The sequence below is a fragment of the Aliibacillus thermotolerans genome (genome assembly GCF_027853235.1).
In the GTDB taxonomy this organism is placed as follows: Bacteria; Bacillota; Bacilli; order Bacillales; family Marinococcaceae; genus Aliibacillus; species Aliibacillus thermotolerans.
The window spans coordinates 1-20,713 of sequence record NZ_WKJG01000094.1 but is presented as its reverse complement, the minus strand read 5'-3'; the positions used below and the strand labels follow the sequence as shown (position 1 = coordinate 20,713).

The window sequence follows — 20,713 nt, the reverse complement described above, 5'->3', positions numbered from 1 at the left end:
GGGACAATTCTTTAAAAAACGTTCCACCTTCTCTCGAAGAGGAACGTTTTTTCATTTCCCCCATTACCAACGGTCAATTTCTTTTACTTGATTTTCCAGCGTGCCGATTTTTTCAATCTCTATTCGGACGACATCTCCACCTTGTAGAAACTGTTGCGGTTCTCTTGCTGCTCCCACTCCTCCTGGTGTTCCAGTACAAATAATATCGCCTGGAACAAGCGTCATAATCTCTGATAAAAACGATACAAGATGATTGACATTAAATACAAGCTGTTTCGTATTAGAATGTTGTCTTTTTTCTCCATTGACAGATAATTTAATGTCTAGCGAATGAGGGTCTTCTATCTCTTCTTTCGTCACAAGCCATGGTCCCATTGGCAAACTACCGTCTAACGTCTTCCCTTGTAAAAACTCAATCGTACGCATTTGCAAATCTCTCGCACTGACGTCATTTGCAATCGTATACCCCGCTACATAATCTAACGCGTCTTCTTCTCGTACATTTTTCGCCACCCGTCCAATCACAAAAGCTAACTCCGCTTCATAATCCAGTTGTTTTGTTACATGGGGTAAAGGTATCTCATCTTCCGGACCGATAATTGTGTTTGCGTATTTTGCAAAAATTACCGGATGTGTCGGCAATTCTCTCCCCATTTCTTCAATATGATCGCGATAATTTAACCCAACACAAATAATTTTTTCAGGGTTTTGAATCGGTGCTTGTAACTTAGTTGCTGTTATCGGAAAGATATATTTTTCTTTTATTTCCTCATCTCTGTGCGACCATATGTAATCCATCCCTTTTTTCGCATGCGCCATGCTTTCTTCTCCACCTTGTAAAAATTGGCGCATATCTTTTGGGACGTAAGCATTCGCCATTTCTTCCGCCCGAGGATGATTTTCTTTTTCTAATAGTGCTTGATAGGCACCATTCAAATCGATAATGTGATCCTCTTTGATGCAACCAATTCGACGGCCGGATACGGATTCATAAGTGACTAGCTTCATTTTTGTATTCCTCCTCAAAATTCAAATCTTTTCCTTTCCCTTCTTATCGTAACCGGAAAACATAGGAAAAGAAAGACAGATCTCATCATCGTCGTTTGATTAGAAAATGGTGGATATTATGGTAACATAGAGGATAGTAACAAGATGAAGGAGGTTCACAATGAAAGCGCTGATTCACGCAAATCAAGAAGGAATTGAAGGCTTAACTTTTGGAGAAGCAGAAACGAAAGAACCACAAGCCGGCGAAGTGAGAGTAAGTCTCAAAGCAGCCGGGTTGAACCATCGCGATTTGTTTGTGCTTTATCGCCACCGGCCAACCGAACCACCACTTATCCTCGGATCTGACGGAGCAGGAGTAGTGGATGCTGTTGGAAAAGGGGTGGATAATGTAGCTGTCGGTGACGAGGTTATTCTTTATCCAGCTATTGGTTGGCCCCATCAAAGTGACGCTCCTCCAAAAGGGTTCGAAATTATCGGACATCCAGGTGATGGAACGTTTGCTGAACAAGTGATTGTTCCCAGTGAAAACGCTCTTCCGAAACCAAGTTTTTTAACGTGGGAAGAAGCAGGAGTATTGTCTTTACCAGCTCTCACCGCTTACCGCGCTCTCTTTACGAGAGGACAAGTGAATAAAGACACAACACTGTTTATCCCAGGAATAGGAAGTGGGGTTGCTACGTTCCTTCTCCAATTTGCCAAAGCAGTAGGAGCTACTGTATACGTAACTTCTCGTTCCGAAGAAAAACGACAGAAGGCGCTGGAATTAGGAGCAGATAAGGCTCTATCCAATGAAGAAAATTGGAAAGAAGCATTAGCCGGAGAAAAAGTGGATGTCGTCATTGAATCCGTTGGCGCTGCGACTTTTCAACGTTCATTAGACGTGCTTCGTCCTGGAGGCACACTTGTAACGTTTGGTGCCTCTTCCGGTGACGAAATTAACATAAATTTACGTGAGTTTTTTTACGGTCAATACAATATGCTCGGTTCTACAATGGGAAGTTTAGAAGAATATAAAAACATGTTAGCGTTTATAGAAAAAGAACAAATTAAACCTGTCATGGATAAGATGTACTCACTAGAACAATATAAAGACGCTTTTGAACGATTAAATAAGGCGGAGCAATTCGGCAAAATCGGATTTATAATTGCACCTTAAAATATATGTAGCACAAACGACGACCATGGTTTGTGCTACTTTTTTTAATGGTAGAAAAACATAGAAACCCGGAGGATATTAAAGCTGTCTTAAAAAAGACTGTTAATGAATCGAGCGCATGTGGTTCTATGACACCAATTCACGATAGATTGCCCGATGAATCGGCATCATGAGATTTCTATGGCATCAGTCCACTTTATATTTTGCGATAAATCAGTGTTATAAGCCTTCTTGAGATAAACTGACTATTGACACGTCCTTGAGTTGATTCGAGTTTCTACAAAACTCTTTCAACAAAAAAGCCCAAAAAGTCACGATGCATGGATGACTTTTTGGACTGTTCTATCATTTTATTCCTAACGCTTGTTCTACTTCCTCATACGGTAAGTTTAATTCCTCGGCAATGACTCGGTATGTAACAACGCCGTTTGCTGTGTTGACGCCTTTGCGTAAAGCGGCATCGTGACGTACTGCTTGTTGTAACCCTTCGTTCGCCAATTTTAACGCATAAGGAATCGTCGCATTGGTAAGACCTATGGTAGCCGTACGAGGTACCGCTCCTGGGATATTCGCCACAGCATAGTGAATGACACCGTGTTTTACATATGTTGGATCATCATGGCTGGTCACTCGGTCACAAGTTTCAATGACTCCGCCTTGGTCAATGGCAACGTCAATGACGACACTGCCCGGATCCATTTGTTTAATCATTTCTTCTGTGACAAGTCGTGGTGCCCGAGCTCCCGGAATAAGAACCGCTCCGATGACTAAATCGCTTCTTTTGACCGCTTGTTCCACGTGAAACGAGTTGGAATATAAGGTTTGGATATCTTTTCCGAACATATCATCAATTTCCCGCAAACGGTCTAAATTAATATCGAGTATCGTTACTTCTGCTCCCATTCCCATTGCGGCCTTCGCAGCGTGGGTTCCAACAACCCCTGCTCCGATGATGGTAACCTTTCCTCGTTCCACCCCTGGAATGCCGGAAAGAAGGACTCCTTTCCCACCTTTTGTTTTTTCCAAAAATTGCGTTCCTATTTGAGGAGCCATTCTTCCTGCCACTTCACTCATTGGAGTAAGTAGCGGCAAACGACCATTTTTTTCTACCGTTTCATAAGCGATGGCTGTTACTTTTTTTTCACACAGCACTTCTCCAAGTTCTTTTTCTGCCGCTAAATGTAAAAAGGCAAACACGATCAGTCCCGGTCGTAAATATGGATATTCTTCTGGAATTGGTTCTTTTACTTTCAAAATCATTTCTGCTTGTTTCCATACAGAAGCAGGGTCCCGTTCTAACGTCGCCCCTGCTTTTTCGTATTCCTCATCCGTAAAACCGCTCCCTTCTCCAGCGCCTTTTTCAACAATGACTGAATGACCTTCTTTCACAAAAGTTAGCACTCCCGCTGGAGTAAGGGCAACTCGGTTTTCATTATTTTTCAGTTCTTTCGGTACCCCAATAATCATCTTATATCCTCCATTCTCCACCGTACACAAAAACTTGTCCTTTTTCCTAGTTATTCCTTTAAGGTAAAAATAGGAAATCATTTTTCAAACTAATAAAGTACCAATAATCCATTATACCGTGAAAAAAGCACAAGTTCATCCGAATATTCATATTTTAATGCCTTTTCCCCTATTTTCCAACCTCAGTGCGACAAATTTTTGTCTTTTCCAAATTCGACAATCTTTTTATCTTTTAAATCTTGTAGTAACTGATCTGTATTTAACGTTTCAGCGACGACAAAACGGTTTCGTTGTGGAGGTTCCGGTTTGACAAGGGCACCTAATTCATATGCAAATCGAAATAATAACGTAATAAATTGGCGCATCGTCGAAGATTGGTAAGTCGACAATCGTTGTAAATCACGGGAGAAAGTATCAAAATAATCTTTAGAGGAAAATGGCTTTTTATCCTTCCAATATTCTAAATTATGCAAAAATTTTTCAAAAAAATCATAACTTACCATATATGTTTGTGTATATTTTTTAAATTTAAATATATTATCCTCTTCTATATAATAAATACTCATGATGTCCCGTTTATTTACAGAGGATTCGCCATGATTTCGTTTTTCTTGACTTCCTCCGTTGCCATAAGTGATAGATTGATCAAAATAGCGTTTAGCGAAAGCTTCCATTTGAGCAAGGTCCTTTAAATAAGACATCGCTTCTTCTGCACGCTCAAACTGATTCGTTTCCAAAGCGTGCTGTAAAATATGTTGCAGTTCGGATTTTAATTGAGACGACATAAATAAAGGGACTCCTTTCAACTCGTTTACTACATTTTACACAAAAGAAGCGCGCATGGCTATACGATAACTGTAAAATTTATCCGTTCGTTTTTCCATGCACGCAACTTTATTTATATTTTAGTTTGATTCATTTCGTCTATCAATACACCCGAGAGCGCCGCTTCATCTGCAATTAGCGTGAAGTGCGGATGATTCTTTAACACGGAAGCTGGAAATTGTTCATCCACCGGTCCTTCAATTAATCGTTTCATTGCCGGTTGCTTTCTTTCACCGCTGGCTAATAGCAAAATTCGTCGGCTTTCCATAATGGAAGCGATACCGAGCGTTAATGCGCGGCGAGGCATTTCTTCTTTATTATCGAAAAAACGGGAATTAACTTCAATCGTCGAAGGTTTTAAATCAACGACTTGCGTACGAGAATCAAAAGATGTACCGGGCTCATTAAAACCGATATGACCGTTTTCGCCAATGCCTAACAATTGAAAGTCAATTCCACCACATTCCTGTATAATACGTTCAAATCGTTTCGTTTCTGCTTCCAAATCAGGAGCGTCTCCTTTTGGAATATGTGTTTGTTCTTTTGTTAAACCTAGGGGCTTAAATAAATGATGATTCATATACGCATGATAGCTAGAGGGATGATCTTCACTTAAACCAACATACTCATCTAAATTAATCGTCGTTAATTGCGAAACGTCTAACTTTTCCTTTTTGATTTTTTTAATCAATTCACGATACGTTCCTTCCGGCGTACTACCTGTCGCAAGACCAAGCACTGCTTTTGGATTTCTTTTTATTTCTTCCAATAAAAAATCCGAGGCTTTATCGCTTAGTTCACGATCGTTTTTCACTTTAATAATATGCATATGTCACGCTGCCTTTCCTTTCAGAATATCACTTGTTTTCTTGGAATCTTTGAAAACAAGAAATTTCCTTGTCATCTCTAATTTATGACGATTGCCGACATTTGTGCCAGTCTCTATTCCTGCATTTCATCCTGCAAGAGAGCAATAATTTGTTCTGTTACTTCTTCGGGAGTAAACCCATCCGTTACAATCCTATGATGTGCTTCCGCATACATAGTCGCTCTTTCTTCAAAAAGGTTGCGAATTTCTTTTACATTTTTTTCTTGCAAGAGAGGGCGACCTTCCTTTAATTCTTCCATTCGCTCTACCCACGTTTCCCACGACAATGAAAGTAATACTACCTCGGTATGAGCGAGGCAAGCTTCACGAATAGGTGCTTGCACAAAAGCACCTCCCCCAAGGGCGACGACTGCATTTTCTTTCTTCGTACAATAGTTAATTGTCCACTTTCGTTCTACCTCACGAAAGTATCTTTCTCCTTTCGTAGAAAAAATTTCCGCTACGGACTTTCCTTCTTTTTCTACAATCACATCATCCATATCGTAAAACGTGCGATTCAATTGTTCTGCTAACAGTTTTCCAACCGTTGATTTTCCTGTTCCCATAAATCCTACTAATACAATATTTTTTCTCATCTGTGATTACTCCTATTTTTCATGTTTTTATACTATATGCCACTTTTTTTATCGTCAAGAAGGAATTTTTTTCTAAACGAAAAAAGGGCAAATAGTATCATTTTTTATAAAAAAATGTCCTAAAAGACAAGCAAAATCTTTTAGGACAGCGAAATTTATTCTTGAATGACATGTTGCGGTCTTTTTCCAAGCACGCCGTCTACGCATTGTTTCGCCGCATCTTCATACATCGCATGGCGCGTTTCATGGGTAGCTGTTCCTATATGAGGTAAAGTGACCACTTGTTTCATTTGTAATAACGGGTGGGTCGGATCTACTGGTTCTTTCTCAAATACATCCAAACCAGCAGCACGAATCCACCCTTCTTTGAGCGCTCGCACTAAATCGTCTTCTACAACGACCGGTCCTCGCCCTCCGTTTAGAAAAATTGCATCTTGCTTCATTAATTGAAATTCTCTTGCTCCAATCAACCCACGCGTTTCATCGGTTAAAGGAGTTAATACCATGACAAAATCAGATCGTTTTAATAAATCATCGAGGGATGCGTACGTTGCGCCTATTTCTTTTTCTTTCTCTAACTTTCTTCGTCGATTGTGGTAAAGAACGTCCATATGGAAACCATATGTAGCTCGTCGTGCCACTTCTTCGCCAATTCTTCCCATTCCAATAATCCCTAACGTTTTATGATGAACATTCGTTCCATAATGTTCGTAAAAAATGGGCTTTTTCCATTGCCCTTCTTTTACAAAGCGGTCTAACTCAATCATGCGTCGAGCGGTGACAATCATGAGTCCAATCATCGTATCAGCCATCGTATCAATCAATACGGTCGGTGTATGGGTAGCAATGATCCCTCTTTTTCGAATAGCAGCCATATCTAAATTGTCATAACCAACCGAAACATTGCTAATGACTTTTAAACGGGGAGCATGATCCAACAATTCATCATTCACCGGCAAACCAGCACCATACAATCCATCCGCTTCTTTTAAATATTGATAAAATAATTCTTTTTGCTTACGCGGACGAGCGATTTTCACTTCCACGTGAGATTCCATAAATCGAAGGACATCCTCCGGCGGTTGGACATAAGACAAAATGAAAGGCATACGATCCACTCCTTTTTCTCCATTATAGCGAATAGACGTGCCTTTTCGAATGTCTTTTTAACCTTCACTTCTAAATCTTGCGAAGCTAGATGAAAGTGGGATAAAGATCAGATTCGGACAATCCGACACATGCATGGAGTAATAAAATGTTAGCGTAAAAAAGCCGTACAACGGACATTAGAGCAGGGACCGTCCAAAGTTATACTCGTGAAACTGAGGTGGTAAAGTCGTAGAAGCTAGGATAGTAGGTCACGTTTGAAAACATTCCCCAACGGGTATAAAGTAACAACAACGTTAATGACTGTTTCGGCATCCGTAGAAACTTCGGAACTTGTTTATGCCTGATGATAAAAAGGAGAATCGACATGAATTACTTTTCAAAGCGTCACTCCACCTATTGTCATCGTGTCGATCGGTATATTAATTATGAGATTGTCATTTCCCTTTCGAACGGTCAATTGCAATGCACTGCCACATGTACAGGGATTGAAGACAGCTGTGAAGATTGCCCTTTAGTTATCTTTAATGACGAAAGATCTTTCCATATGTATATCACAGAGTGACTCTGCTATAGTCATCCTTACTTAATGGGGGCAATCGTGCAATCATGAGAGGAAAATTCGATTTCAATGGTCATATGCGACATCGGTGCTTCTTTAAACATCTCTTTCATGTCCGCTCGCTTCTTCTCCTAAAACGACATGGGGTGTAAGGATAAACAACCCTCCGTTTTACAACTCTTTTTGATGATCCATTGCCAGCTGGACGATTTGTTCAACATGTTCATCGTCCAATGAGTAATAAACGAGCTTCCCTTCTTTACGGAATTTCGCTAATCCTAATTTCCGCAAATAACGCAAATGATGAGAAGTAGTAGCAACGGTTGCATCCAGTAAATCTGCAGCCTCGCAGACACACATTTCTCCTTCTAAATAAAGAGCTTGTACTATTTTCATTCGGTTTTTATCCGCTAATCCTTTGAATAAATTCACCATCCGCTCGGTTGCTTCCTCTGTCATTTTCGCCTTTGCCCGTTCCACTTTTTCTTTATTTACTACGGTCGTTTCACAAACATCATTCGGCACCTTTTTATGATTCACCGTCTTACTCTCCTTTGTATTTTTCTCAGTCTATCTTGCTTTTAATATACCATATTCAAATGATTATTTGAATAAAGGAGTTCTCTGAATATGTTTATTATTTTTCAAAGAAAGGGAATACTTGAATAACGGTGGTCTATTGTCATTGGGGATTATTTGGAAGGAGGGAGCTATTTTGGCGAAAGAAGATTTACATCAGAATGAACATAGTGATTTTTTATTGCGGTATCTGATTCGTTTGGCAGATCACGGAGCAAAAATGAAAATGATGCTTCATGTGCATGGATTGGTAATCACCGGTGAGTTAGTCGGCAATGAACTTTATTTGAGAGAAATGGAACGAACAGTAATAAGAGACGACAAGATAGAAGAAAAAATGGATAACTTTTTCAAAAAAATGCAAAAGAAATTCAAGAAAGAAATGAGCGCAGATGCATTCGAAACGGGATACATTCATATGAAAGATGTCACCATTCATTTAGGTGGAGAACAAAAAACAATCAAACAGACGCTTTGGAGAGGAAGAGCATCCCAAGTGGATGGATTTTCGCTTATTACGTAAAGAAAAGAAAAGAGATGTCCTCACCAGTCTTGATAATGAGGACATCTCTTCCTTAATGCATTAACATTCTTTCCAGGGCAAGTAAAGCGTCTTTTCTTATTTCTTCTTCCACAGAAATAATGTGATGCGGTTCATTGTTTACGATGCTTTCCAGTGACCAAAGTAAATGAGGAAGATCAATGCGGTTCATCGTTAAGCATGGACACATATTCGGATTTAATGAAAAAACCGTTTTGTCCCTTTCTTCTTGTGCTAACCGGTTCACTAAGTTCATTTCTGTTCCAACGGCCCACTTACTTCCTTTCGGCGCGTTCCGTATCACTTCAATAATTTTATTTGTCGATCCGTTTTCATCGGCCGCTTGTACGACGTCAAAGGTGCACTCTGGATGAACAATCACCTGAACATCCGGATCTTTTTCTCGTACTTCCTTGACGTTTTCCAGGGTAAATTTTTCATGAACCGAGCAGTACCCTTTCCATAAAATCATGCGAATATCCGCTACGTTTCCTTCATATTCAAGCTTTTCTAGCATCGGGTCCCACACCGCCATTTGTTCTAACGGAATACCTAAATCATAAGCGGTATTGCGACCAAGATGTTGATCCGGTAAAAATAAAATTCTTTCTTTTTTGGAAAATGCCCATTTGAGCATTTGTTTTGCATTCGAAGAAGTTAATGTCGCTCCTTCGTGTCGGCCACAAAATGCTTTAATGGCCGCTGTACTATTGACATAAGTAAGGGGTAATATTGTGTCTCCAAAAGTTTCTCCTAATTTTTCCCACGCTGCTTCTACTTGCTTTATATCCGCCATATCTGCCATGGAACAACCGGCGCGCAAGTCAGGGAGAAGTACTGTTTGAGACGGTTCTGATAAGATGTCTGCGGTTTCCGCCATAAAATGAACCCCGCAAAAGACGATATATTCCGCTTCTTTATTTGCTGCCGCCGTTTTTGCTAATTGCAACGAATCCCCAGTGGCATCTGCAAATTGAATAACTTCATCTTTTTGATAATAATGCCCCGGCATAAACAAACGAGAACCTAATTCTTTTTTTATTTCTCTTACTCGCGCTTCCATTTCTTCCGTTGATAAAGAACGTATGGAATCTGGAAGCGTATGCGCATGGAACTGTTCTAATACATTCATGATTGTCATCCTTTCATTACAAAATGTATATCTGCAGCCTCTACCGAATGTGTTAATGATCCGAGAGAAATAAAATCGACGCCGCACCCTCGGTAAGAAGAAATATTATCAATGGTAATATTTCCTGATGCTTCCGTTTTGATCGTGTCCGGAACGAGCGGAACAAGATCTTTCATTTTATCAGGAGTACAGTTATCAAACATAATGACATCCACTTCGGCTGCCACCGCTTCCTCCACTTCTGCAACATTTCTCGTTTCTACTTCAATTTTCGTCATGTGGCTCGCATAAGCTTTCACTCGTTCCACTGCGAGAGTAATACTTCCCGCCGCATCAATATGATTATCTTTAATCATGACAGCATCATCTAAGCCGAAACGATGATTCACACCGCCTCCACTTCGCACTGCATATTTATCAAACATACGGAGACCTGGAGCTGTTTTTCTTGTATCACAAATGCGAATGGAGTCGTCATTTAATGCTTTTTTCGCACGATGAACCGCCGTCGCAATCCCACTCATCCGCTGCAAAAGGTTTAATATGACACGCTCTCCTGTTAACAGCGCCCGCGTGCGACCAGAAACATTAGCAATGACCTCACCACATTTTACAAAGTCTCCATCGTGATAATGTAAGGTGACGTCCATCGACTCATCCAATAAACGGAACCCTTCTATCAACACATCCTCTCCGACAAATACAATATCTGACTTTGCCCTTAGCACCATATCAGATCTGTCTCGAGAAGAAAAAATCGCATTCGTCGTCACATCTTCAAGTCCAATATCTTCTTGAAAAAACGTGACTAATTTATCCCGCAGTTGCCATCGGTTCACCACGTCTCCCCCTCATCTAAAGCATTAAACTACCTTGTTTTATCATTGTTTGACATATGTCTTGACATATATCATGACATAAGTTTACATTAAAAACAACCCTATTTAAACAAATATGTGAAATTGTGAGCATAAAAAGAAAAGCGGAGGGGACAGTACAAGCGCGACAGATTCTGCGACGCACAGGACGTGCTAGCATCGCCGTTTCTTACAAAATCTGGACTGTAATACTTCTTTGTTTTCTTTTGCGCCGAGTAACCACAGGCGCAGGACGTGAGGGGGGGTTAGGCGATGTTCCTTTATCGGTAAAAGAAGCCGTTCCAGCGATCTGAAGCGCTCTCCTTTAGAAGTGTCATGCAACGACTCAATGAGTTTGATGTAAAAAAATTTGTCGTATGAAATCATGATGCGACACTTATTTGTCCTTTCTTAACAGTAATATGTGCATGAATAGTAAAACAAGTATTTTCCACCTAATTATTTCCATTTTTGACTGCTATACGACACTTATTCAGGATTTTGATGTAATAGTCGTCCCATGAAACGTTCATGCGACGATTCAATTTTCTTTTTTGCTAAAAATGCGTCGTATGAAACGACTTTTCACCTTTGTATCACCTAGTTTTTCCCATTTTATCTTTCATGCGACACTTCAACAGATCTTTTGTGTGAACAGTGGTTCCATGAAAGAGTCATACGACGTCTATTTTTTATTTTTAATTGAAGACTGGTCGTATGAGCAAAATCCTGAGTATAACTCACCTAATTATTTTCATTTCTAACCTTCATGCGACCAAAACACGCAATGTACACACGAAAAAGGGTTCCATCAATGGCTCATACGACACTTTTTTGCCTTTTCCCAACCAAAATCAGCCCCATCTCGCTTCTAACTATTAATAGCGGGGCGTGCGAGTCTTTCTCATCCACCCCGTTCTAACGATAAAAAAATTACATGCCAAAGGAGAAGAACAATGATTTATTTAGATCATTCCGCAACGACACCGATGTCGGAAACCGCACTGTTAGCATATAGTGAAGCTAGTCGTATGTATTACGGAAATGAATCCAGCCTGCACGATGCCGGAGACCGTGCTCACCAGCTGTTACGATATAACAAAGAGAAACTTGCCCAGTTCATCAATGGAGAACCGGATGGATTTTATTTCACCCATGGTGGCTCTGATAGTAATATTTTAGCGATCCTTTCTCTTGCTTACGGGAATAAACATCGGGGGAAACATATTATCACTTCGCCTTTAGAACATCCTTCGGTCTACCAAGCATTGGACCGTTTACGCGACGAAAGTTTTATTGTAGAAGAAGTAAAAGTGAATCAGAACGGAGAAATTTCTCTGCAGTCTCTTAAAGAATTGCTTCGATCCGACACGATACTCGTCACCATTTGTCATGCACCAAGCGAAACTGGTGTCATTCAGCCGCTCCAAGCCATTGCGGACGTGCTTCCAAAACATATCGTCTTTCATACGGATGCAGTACAATCCTTCGGGAAAATTCCCATCAATATACAGCAGCTCGGTGTTGACGCCATGTCTCTCTCGGCTCATAAAGTGTACGGTCCGAAAAATGCTGGAGCAGTGTATATCGACCCGCACATCTCTTGGCGTAGCATTTATGACAATGTCACCCATCAACACGGATTTAAACCGGGAACGGTGGATGTTCCAGGAATTACAGCGTTTGTTGCAGCCGCAAACGAGCTACATGAAAATTTGACCGAACGAGCAAACATGTGGACAGAGATGCGAAAAGATTTTATCCAGCAATTAAAGAAAGACATTTTTGTCCCTATTGGAGATCAAGAAAATCGACTTCCGCATCACATCGCCATGCGGGCTCGCGGTTTCGAAGGACAATGGATCATGCTCGAATGTAACCGCCGAGGTATTGCCATTTCTTCCGGCAGCGCTTGTAAACAATCCCTCTCCGCTCCTCCGAAAAGTTTGCTTGCGATGGGGCTTGCACCAGAGGAATCCCACGGACTATTTCGAATTAGTTTTGGAAAAGGGACTACTACCGCCCAGTTAGAAGAAACAGCAAAAGCATTAAACGAAATCACTTCAACTCAAAAACAAGCAATCTCTTTTACATAAAAAAAATAGAATGCTCCTTCATTTTCTACTGAAAAATGTGAAAAAGTAGAGTAAACTAAAGAAGAGATGAATTTGTTAGAAAGAGGGATTGCCTATGGCACTTGAATTGACCGTCCAAGAAGCTATGTCAAAAAAAGAAAAACCAGATTATGATCATCTTACTTTCGGTACGACGTTTACTGACCATATGTTTGTGATGGACTATGAGAAAGGAAAAGGTTGGCACGCTCCACGCATCGTTCCTTATGCTCCTATTACTTTGGACCCTTCCGCTCTCGTTTTTCACTATGGACAAGCGGTGTTTGAAGGATTAAAAGCTTATCACACGGAAAAAGGCGTTTTATTATTTCGCCCAGAAAAAAACTTTGAACGGCTCAATGTATCGAACGAACGACTGAATATCCCACCGGTGGATGTTGACTTCATGGTTAAGTCACTGAAACGACTCGTGGAACTTGACCAGGATTGGATTCCAACGAAAGAAGGGCAGTCACTTTACATTCGCCCATTTATTATCGCTACTGAACCTGCACTCTCCGTACGACCATCAAAACAGTATAAATTAATGATCATCCTCTCCCCTGTAGGAGCGTATTATTCTACTTCTGATCAGCTTAGTCCAGTAAAAATTTACGTGGAAGACGAATACGTTCGCTCTGTCAAAGGAGGCGTCGGATTCACGAAAACATCAGGGAACTACGCAGCTAGCCTCTCTGCCCAAACGAAAGCAAATGAACTCGGCTATGACCAAGTCCTTTGGCTCGATGCCATTGAGAAAAAGTATGTAGAAGAAGTCGGAAGCATGAACATTTTCTTTAAAATTAACGGAACGATTATCACCCCTGCCTTAAACGGAAGCATCCTCTCCGGCATAACGAGAAAATCTGTACTGGAATTACTCGACCACTGGGGAATGGATGTAGAAGAACGTCGTATTTCGATCGAAGAAGTGTACGAGGCGTATGAAAAGGGGACGCTTGAAGAAGTATTCGGTACAGGTACCGCAGCCGTCATTTCCCCTGTTGGAACATTAAAATGGAAAGACAAAGTAATGACAATCAACAATAACGAAACTGGAGAAATTTCTCTAAAATTGTACGAGACAATTACCGGTATCCAGACCGGCAAGCTCGAAGATACTTTCGGTTGGACAGAATCACTGGAAACGGTACAAAAAAATTAAAAACCAATTTCCAACAGTGTCATCTTCACAGGTGACGTTGTTGGAAATTTTCATTTACGAAGCAGTTTTACCGCACCTTTTCTTCCGCGGGATTGTTTGAGCATGAAACACGTCATAGGACCATTATTTCATTTAAAAATAAGTCAAATGAATCGTTTTCTAAGTAAAAACAGGTCCATGAAACTTAAACGGGGCTTGGAATCCCCTATATTTTCCAATGATAGTGTTCATACAACCCTTCAGCACGAATGTTATGAAATAAGATGTCGTATCAATCGTCCATGCGACACTTTCTTCCCTTTTTCAACACATAAATGGTCGTATGACAAAAATAATCGCCCCAAATCACCTATTTATTTCCAATTTTGCTTTCATAAGACCATTCTACAGTCTTTTTACAAAATAATGCGTCGTATGAAAGCGTCATAGAACCATTCATCTCCTTACTAGCAGGAAAAAGTGTCCCATAACATGTCGTATGGATGATCTTATTTTCCCCAGTTCATCCATAATTGCGGGTCTTTGTATATATGTTTGTTTCAGTCCTTCTATCAGCTTTTCAGCATGACCATCTCCAGATACCTTTTTGTAGATCTTAATGACGTTGCATACTTGCCGATACTGGCGTCTGTTCTATGAAAACTTTGCTTTTTTCTTTTATATGGTGTGAAAATAACTCACTTGTTTTAAGTGTGGCTTTTCTTGGCAATATTCCAAGATATCATTTCATCTGACTTATTGAGGTTAGCTGAACGAAATCTATGATAAAATGAATTTTCATAAGAAAAACGTTGGAGTGGATGGGAAATGGATAAAAAAGATATCGCTCATATTCGCCGCCAGTTGAAAGTAGATAATGATTTACTTACTATCACAACGATCTTTCACGTGTACGTGATGAAAGATTCCACGGATATTTATCATCACGAAAGCCGACCGTTCGAAATGCTTGACCGAGATCAACAAGAACTTTTCATGAGCAATTTTAAAAAAGTACTGAGAGGACAATTGGATCAAAAGTTGTTTGAACTGACATTTAAGCAACATGTGGAACATTCCAGTCAACTGATTTTACATAAAGGGTTATTAAGTAATCATGACGAAGATTGGAAAGAACAAATGCTCCTTATGACTGAAAAAATGTTGAAAGACCATCCGAATGAACGAGATATTGTCATTACGTTTATTCGGGGAGAATATTTTCAACCGATGAAGGAACGAAATGAAACAGGAGAAGAAAGTGAACGGGACGCGGTGTACGCTCATCCTTTTATCCTTTGTAGCATCAACCAAACGGAGGAACCGACAAAAGAAATGCAATTCGACTACGTAGAAAAAGAATTTAAATATAAAGTGGAAGTCGACCCAGTCATCGATCTCGATCGTCCCCTTTTCGGCTTTTTCTTCCCTGCCATTGCTAACGGTATATCGGATGTGAATCGGATTCTTTATGCCGCTCCAAAAGCGAATGAACCGGACGAGTGGTTTATTGAAAATGTGCTTCACGGAGAAAAAATCACCACCGCAAAGGAAGACAAAGTAATTTTTGAAGAAGTGGTTAGAGAAGTCATTGGAGACGAACTGCGCCCCGCAACACTCGCCCACGTGTACGGAGAAATTCATCGCACCCTTGAAGAACACGGAGAAGAGACGCCACCGACGTTAGATTACAAAGACGTGGAGCGAGTTCTCCGGGAAAGCGGAGAACAAGTAGATGCGGATAAAGTGAAAGTTGCTTATCAAAGGTTCACTCCAGATGAAACGTATGAATTAAAAGCGAACAATATCGTACCGAAATACAACTCAAAATCAATTAAAATTAACACAAAAGTCGCCAACATTACGATTAGCCCACAAGACTTACAATATGTGAAACAAGTAAACAAGGAAGGAAAACGGTACATCATGATTGAAGTGGATGAAGACGCGGAAATGGCTGGCTTTAAAATGCTTCCAGAAGAGTTGAATGAATAGAAAAAATTCACCGAGTGTGTGCTAACACTCGGTGAATTCAAATATTCCTTAGAAATAGCTCCCATAAAGGTCGCTAGTTATCTTTTCATAAATCCTTTTGACTGTAAAAACTCTTTCATATATTCCCGGCGTGGAGCGGATAAATAATCTGCCATGTTTTCCGTCCAACTGCCTACTTTTTGGTTCGTGGCACGTGTTCTGTAATACTCGCGAAAGACGTCATCATATTCATCTAACAACGTGTCATATTTCGTTTCATCGTACGTATTCGTATGTAATACTGCTTCCACTGGAAGGCGTGGTTTCACTTCATTTCGTTTTGCTGGAACGCCGATCGTTAAACCGAAAAGCGGGATGACGTGATCGGGTAATTCTAGGAGTTCGCTAATTTTCTCCGGATTGTTGCGAACGCCTCCGATATAACAAATGCCGTATCCTTTTGACTCTGCGGCAACGACAAAGTTTTGGGCGGCAAGAGCGGTATCTACCACGGCTACGATAAAGTTTTCCGTCGTATCTTTCACCATTTCTTTGCCATGTTTACGAACAGCGTATTCCAGTCGTTTTAAATCGGCACAAAAAACGAGGGCTCGGGCCGCTCCGTTGTATTGGACAGGATTTCGCGACAACTCTCCAAGCTTTTCTCGTTTTTCCCGGTCCGTGACGTCGATAATGGAATAAGCTTGGACAAAGTGAGAAGAAGCCGCTGCTTGAGCTGCTTTCACTAATTCGTGGAGCGTTTCATCAGAAATTGGTTCGTCGGTATATTTACGAACAGATGAATGAGACATGAGTAAATCTATCATCGTCTTCACTTCCTCTATATGTTTTAGTACGTCCTTTTTCATCATAACGAATCTTTTCAGCAAAGAATTCGTTTTATCCTATAAATCCATAAAAAGATTCTACTTTAAAGTCATGGCGCACTTTTTGAAAGAATTCCTTTTAAAACAACCCCATGAAAGGTTCATACAACATGTTTATCTGCTTTTCATATGAAAACAGGTTGTATGACCACATCTATTTCTTCTCCCATACTTCTTCATTCAATAAATTAGGCGGGCGTTTTCCTGCGAGAGCTGCAAGCACGTTTTCTGCGGCGAGTAGAGACATATTGTCTTCCGTGACAAAAGTGGAAGAGCCGAGATGTGGCGTTGTGACGACATTTGGAAACGTAAGGAGTGGATGATTCGGTGGTATCGGCTCTTCTTTATAGACATCTAATGCTGCCCCTAAAATTTCTCCTTCTTTCAGTGCCTTAACGAGGGCGTCTTCATCCACTGTGGCCCCGCGGGAACCATTCACAAAAATGGCGCTTTTTTTCATTATACGAAACTCTTTTTCTCCCATTAAATTTCTCGTTTCCGGGGTAGATGGGGTCATTAAGCAAACGAAATCGGATTTCGTAAGTAGATCGTGTAAGGAACAATACGTCGCACCGTACGCTTCTTCTAATGATTTTTTGCGGGAGCGGTTATGATACAAAATCGGCATGTCAAAACCAAGGTGCGCCCGCTTTGCGATTTTTTCTCCGATCCGACCTGCCCCGATAATTCCTAACGTTCGGTGATGGACATCTACTCCGAACTTTTCATCAGGAAGAGACGTCTTCCACTCCCCATCCTTCACATAACGATCTAACTCCGAAATCCGTCTTGCCGCCGCTAACATCATGCCAAAAATGGCGTCCGCAACGGTGTCATCTAATACTCCCGGCGTATTTGTCGCCATCACTCCCCGCTTCGTCATTGCCTCTAAATCAAAGTTGTCGTATCCGACGGAAACGTTACTGGCGACTTTTAAATGAGGAGCATACGACAAAAACTCTTCATCTACTTTTTTCTCGAGTCCAATGTACCCGTCAGCTATTTGTAGATCTTTCTTAAAATTTTCGTTTGAAAAATTCGTCCCGTACGGGTAATATCGAAGATCCACTTTTTCCCGCAGTTTATCTTGGGCAACTTTTCGCACGCGACTGTACGCAACAACAACTGGTTTCAAACCATCTCCTCCTTTTCTTCCTCTCTATGTTTTTTCATTTACTCTCGCAACAATCGAAGCGCTTTTTCTTTCTCCGTCACCGGCGCTTTACATTGAAAATTTTTGCAAACGTAGACCGTCGTTTTTTCATCTTTTTTCTTAAATGGCGCGATAAAAGGTGCTACTCGTTGTAACTTTTCTTTTTCGTGATGAAAGAGAGCCGTCACTTCAGGATAAAACTGATGGGCAAGTTCTTCTTGGAGCGATGGCGCCGTCTCATCATCTCCCGCTAAAATGACTACTTCTTTCATGCCACTGTAAGCAAGTAAGAGACTTTGAAGCATATACGTATGTCCAGATGGGTAGTCACAAATGGACTGGTGAAATACGTTCCACATTTTGCGCGTCTTTTCTTCATAGGACACTTCCCCAGTAAAACGAGCAAGTCGAAGCAACTGAAGAGACGCCACACTATTTCCCGATGGCATCGCATTGTCAAAAGTTTCTTTCGGACGAACGAGTAACGGTTCACTGTCGCTTCCGTAAAAGAAAAATCCACCTTTCTCGGCATCCCAAAATAAGCGAATCATTTCATCGGCGTAATGTTTTGCTTTCGTTACATACGTCACAGCGAATGTCGTTTCATACAATTCTAAAGCCGCCCATAACATGTTCGCGTATTCATCAATAAATCCTTTTTGTAACACGTCTCCATCTCGAAACCGTACCATCAACCGACCGTCCACGACAAGATTGTTTTCAAGAAACGCGAAGGCTCTTTTTGCCTCGTCTTCGTATGTTCGCTCTCCAAATGCCCGGGCAGCTTTTGCCAAGGCGACAATCATCAACCCATTCCAGCTCGTTAAAATTTTGTCGTCTTTATGAGGAGGCACACGCTTTTTTCGATGGTGAAACAACTGCTTCTTCGCTCTCCGTAATATCTCTTTTACTTTTTCTACATCAAGTCCATTTCTTGCAGCAAAAGACTCCGGCGTCTCTTTGAGAAGGTTTGGAATATTTTTCCCTTCAAAATTTCCTCTCCCCGTGATATCGTACACTTCACAAAACAATGCTCCGTCTTCCGGACCGAGAACGTCCATTACTTCCTCTTTCGTCCATACGTAAAACTTTCCTTCCACCCCTTCTGAATCCGCGTCTTCGCCGGAATAAAAAGCACCACCCTCATCTTGCATATCCCGCAGAACGTACGTCAATACTTCTTCGGCCACTTGACGAAACCGATCTTCTTTTGTGATTTGAAATGCCTCCGTATAAGTAATGGCAAGAAGCGCATTGTCGTATAACATTTTTTCAAAGTGGGGCACAAGCCACGTTTCATCCACCGAATAACGAGAAAACCCGAAGCCGATATGGTCATACATCCCACCTCGCGCCATTTGGTCTAACGTTTTCACCGCCATTTTGAGTGCTGTCTCTTCTCCCATAAAGTGGTAATACCGAAATAAATACATGAGTACGTGGGGCATCGGAAATTTTGGAGCTTCCCTAAAACCACCATGGACAGGATCAAATTGTTGACGCAATGCTTGAAACCCACGGTGAATCACTTCTTCAGATAACACGCCTTCGGTAATCTCTTCTTGTAACACTTCACGCATTTTTGCCCCGATTTGACTGATTTCTTCCGGGTGACTGTGATAGCGATCCGACAATTGCTTCAAGACTTCCAAAAACGAAGGCATATTCGGCATAGGCTCTTTCGGAAAATACGTGCCTGCAAAAAATGGCTCTTGCTCCGGCGTCAAAAAGACGTTTAATGGCCAGCCACCGTGCCCGGTCATGATTTGGCACACTTCCATATAAATTGCGTCAATATCAGGACGCTCTTCCCGGTCTACTTTAATGGCAACGAAATGTTCATTTAAAAACGCTGCTATTTTCGGATCTTCAAAACTTTCTCTGTTCATGACATGACACCAATGACACGTAGAATAGCCGATACTCACCAACACCGGTTTTCTCTCTGTTCGTGCCCTCTCAAATGCTTCCTCTCCCCAAGGATACCAATGAACTGGGTTGTGTGCATGTTGTAACAAATAAGGGGACTTTTCCGTAATTAATTTGTTCGGCTGATTATTCTTCGCCATGAGATCACCTCCGTAATTTGTTTACTTCTTGTTAGTTTACTCTATGTGTAACAATTCATTTTTTGCAAATCAATATGATATAATTTTTGAAAACAATCGTTTTGCGGAAGGCATAAATGGGAATTACAAAGTGGGATTTATTCAAAAAAATAGATAATTTGTCGACTGAACACTATCATAAAATAAAGGAATTCTTAGAAATTAGACAAAGAATCCGAAGAACAAGGGTGTGTCAATAATTTTGTGTAAATCACTCTATTTCCAGTAGATAAGTTAGCCTGCTTATTTTACTTGGTAAAACTTCTATTTTAGGTGAAACACAGTGCCACAGCGGTAGCTGCTTGTCCTTGACCTTGTACCTTTTCTTAGTTCTTGCTGGTTGGGTTTAGGGACCCGGCCAGCGAGAACTAAGAAAAGATCGGTCGTGGTACGCTCGGTGTGCGGATAAAGTCCCCACATAGGGCTTTATTTTTCCCATCCGACAACCTACACACCACCACGACCGCAAACAAGGTCAAGGATGGCGGATCAGTGCTAGAGCTTAATCTTCCAGTGCTTCAAACATGTGTATCAATTCTGATTTGGCCTTTTCAAAGCCTCGATGACAACGCATGCCAAACTTGTGATTATAGTCTAGAAACCGTGTCACGAGAAAGCGTTCTAAGGATTCTTCA

The 20,713-nt window shown here is 41.0% G+C and carries 17 protein-coding genes and 1 pseudogene; 5 read left to right on the top strand and 13 right to left on the bottom strand.

Features of this window, described 5'->3' with window-relative positions; translation table 11 throughout:
* Positions 1-63: 63 nt before the first annotated feature.
* Entirely contained in the window at positions 64-1,008 is a 945-nt protein-coding gene (locus tag GJS40_RS12965; RefSeq protein WP_270898276.1) for a fumarylacetoacetate hydrolase family protein, read from the bottom strand.
* A 160-nt stretch (positions 1,009-1,168) separates the two neighbouring features.
* Here GJS40_RS12965 and GJS40_RS12960 point away from each other — a divergent pair, with 160 nt between their 5' ends.
* A complete protein-coding gene (locus tag GJS40_RS12960; RefSeq protein ID WP_270898275.1) occupies positions 1,169-2,164 on the top strand; it encodes a zinc-binding dehydrogenase in 996 nt (331 codons plus the stop codon).
* 345 nt (positions 2,165-2,509) lie between these two features.
* Here GJS40_RS12960 and ald read toward each other — a convergent pair whose 3' ends face one another.
* The 6 genes from ald to GJS40_RS12930 form a co-directional block, all read right to left on the bottom strand.
* The gene (ald, locus tag GJS40_RS12955) at positions 2,510-3,631 is read right to left on the bottom strand and encodes an alanine dehydrogenase (RefSeq protein WP_270898274.1); all 1,122 of its coding nucleotides are present in this window, start codon (positions 3,629-3,631) and stop codon (positions 2,510-2,512) included.
* A 182-nt stretch (positions 3,632-3,813) separates the two neighbouring features.
* On the bottom strand, positions 3,814-4,416 hold the full coding sequence (locus tag GJS40_RS12950) for a hypothetical protein (protein WP_270898273.1): 603 nt from the start codon (positions 4,414-4,416) through the stop codon (positions 3,814-3,816).
* 113 nt (positions 4,417-4,529) lie between these two features.
* Positions 4,530-5,285 carry a glucosamine-6-phosphate deaminase gene (gene nagB, locus GJS40_RS12945; RefSeq protein WP_270898272.1) on the bottom strand — a complete coding sequence of 252 codons (756 nt, stop codon included), beginning with the start codon at positions 5,283-5,285 and terminating at the stop codon, positions 4,530-4,532.
* Positions 5,286-5,398: 113 nt separating this feature from the next.
* Positions 5,399-5,920, bottom strand: coding sequence for a shikimate kinase (locus GJS40_RS12940; RefSeq protein ID WP_270898271.1), 522 nt, complete (start codon positions 5,918-5,920; stop codon positions 5,399-5,401).
* 155 nt (positions 5,921-6,075) lie between these two features.
* Positions 6,076-7,029 carry a 2-hydroxyacid dehydrogenase gene (locus tag GJS40_RS12935; protein ID WP_270898270.1) on the bottom strand — a complete coding sequence of 318 codons (954 nt, stop codon included), beginning with the start codon at positions 7,027-7,029 and terminating at the stop codon, positions 6,076-6,078.
* 731 nt (positions 7,030-7,760) lie between these two features.
* Entirely contained in the window at positions 7,761-8,129 is a 369-nt protein-coding gene (locus GJS40_RS12930; protein ID WP_270898269.1) for an ArsR/SmtB family transcription factor, read from the bottom strand.
* 175 nt (positions 8,130-8,304) lie between these two features.
* Between GJS40_RS12930 and gvpU the strand changes: the two genes are divergently transcribed.
* Positions 8,305-8,691, top strand: a complete 387-nt coding sequence (gene gvpU, locus GJS40_RS12925; RefSeq protein WP_270898268.1) for a gas vesicle accessory protein GvpU — start codon at positions 8,305-8,307, stop codon at positions 8,689-8,691.
* Positions 8,692-8,743: 52 nt separating this feature from the next.
* On the opposite strand, the gene nadA is transcribed toward gvpU, so the two are convergent.
* Both nadA and nadC read right to left on the bottom strand, forming a co-directional pair.
* Entirely contained in the window at positions 8,744-9,841 is a 1,098-nt protein-coding gene (nadA, locus tag GJS40_RS12920; protein WP_270898267.1) for a quinolinate synthase NadA, read from the bottom strand.
* A gap of 5 nt (positions 9,842-9,846) precedes the next feature.
* Positions 9,847-10,680 (bottom strand): carboxylating nicotinate-nucleotide diphosphorylase, encoded by an 834-nt coding sequence (gene nadC, locus GJS40_RS12915; protein WP_270898266.1) that lies wholly within the window; start codon positions 10,678-10,680, stop codon positions 9,847-9,849.
* A 974-nt stretch (positions 10,681-11,654) separates the two neighbouring features.
* On the opposite strand from nadC, the gene GJS40_RS12910 reads away from it, so the two are divergent.
* From GJS40_RS12910 to GJS40_RS12900, 3 genes are all read left to right on the top strand, one after another.
* Positions 11,655-12,794, top strand: coding sequence for an IscS subfamily cysteine desulfurase (locus GJS40_RS12910; protein ID WP_270898265.1), 1,140 nt, complete (start codon positions 11,655-11,657; stop codon positions 12,792-12,794).
* Positions 12,795-12,888: 94 nt separating this feature from the next.
* A complete protein-coding gene (locus tag GJS40_RS12905; RefSeq protein WP_270898264.1) occupies positions 12,889-13,977 on the top strand; it encodes a branched-chain amino acid aminotransferase in 1,089 nt (362 codons plus the stop codon).
* An 807-nt stretch (positions 13,978-14,784) separates the two neighbouring features.
* Positions 14,785-15,951, top strand: coding sequence for a DUF4317 domain-containing protein (locus GJS40_RS12900; RefSeq protein WP_270898263.1), 1,167 nt, complete (start codon positions 14,785-14,787; stop codon positions 15,949-15,951).
* A 77-nt stretch (positions 15,952-16,028) separates the two neighbouring features.
* Here GJS40_RS12900 and nfsA read toward each other — a convergent pair whose 3' ends face one another.
* The 4 genes and pseudogenes from nfsA to GJS40_RS14620 form a co-directional block, all read right to left on the bottom strand.
* A complete protein-coding gene (nfsA, locus tag GJS40_RS12895) occupies positions 16,029-16,757 on the bottom strand; it encodes an oxygen-insensitive NADPH nitroreductase (RefSeq protein ID WP_270898262.1) in 729 nt (242 codons plus the stop codon).
* A gap of 214 nt (positions 16,758-16,971) precedes the next feature.
* A complete protein-coding gene (locus tag GJS40_RS12890; RefSeq protein ID WP_270898261.1) occupies positions 16,972-17,952 on the bottom strand; it encodes a 2-hydroxyacid dehydrogenase in 981 nt (326 codons plus the stop codon).
* Between the two features lie 38 nt (positions 17,953-17,990).
* Complete coding sequence (locus tag GJS40_RS12885; RefSeq protein WP_270898260.1) at positions 17,991-20,039, bottom strand: thioredoxin domain-containing protein; 2,049 nt, start codon at positions 20,037-20,039, stop codon at positions 17,991-17,993.
* Positions 20,040-20,580: 541 nt separating this feature from the next.
* A pseudogene (locus GJS40_RS14620) lies at positions 20,581-20,713 on the bottom strand (IS256 family transposase); the annotation flags it as partial.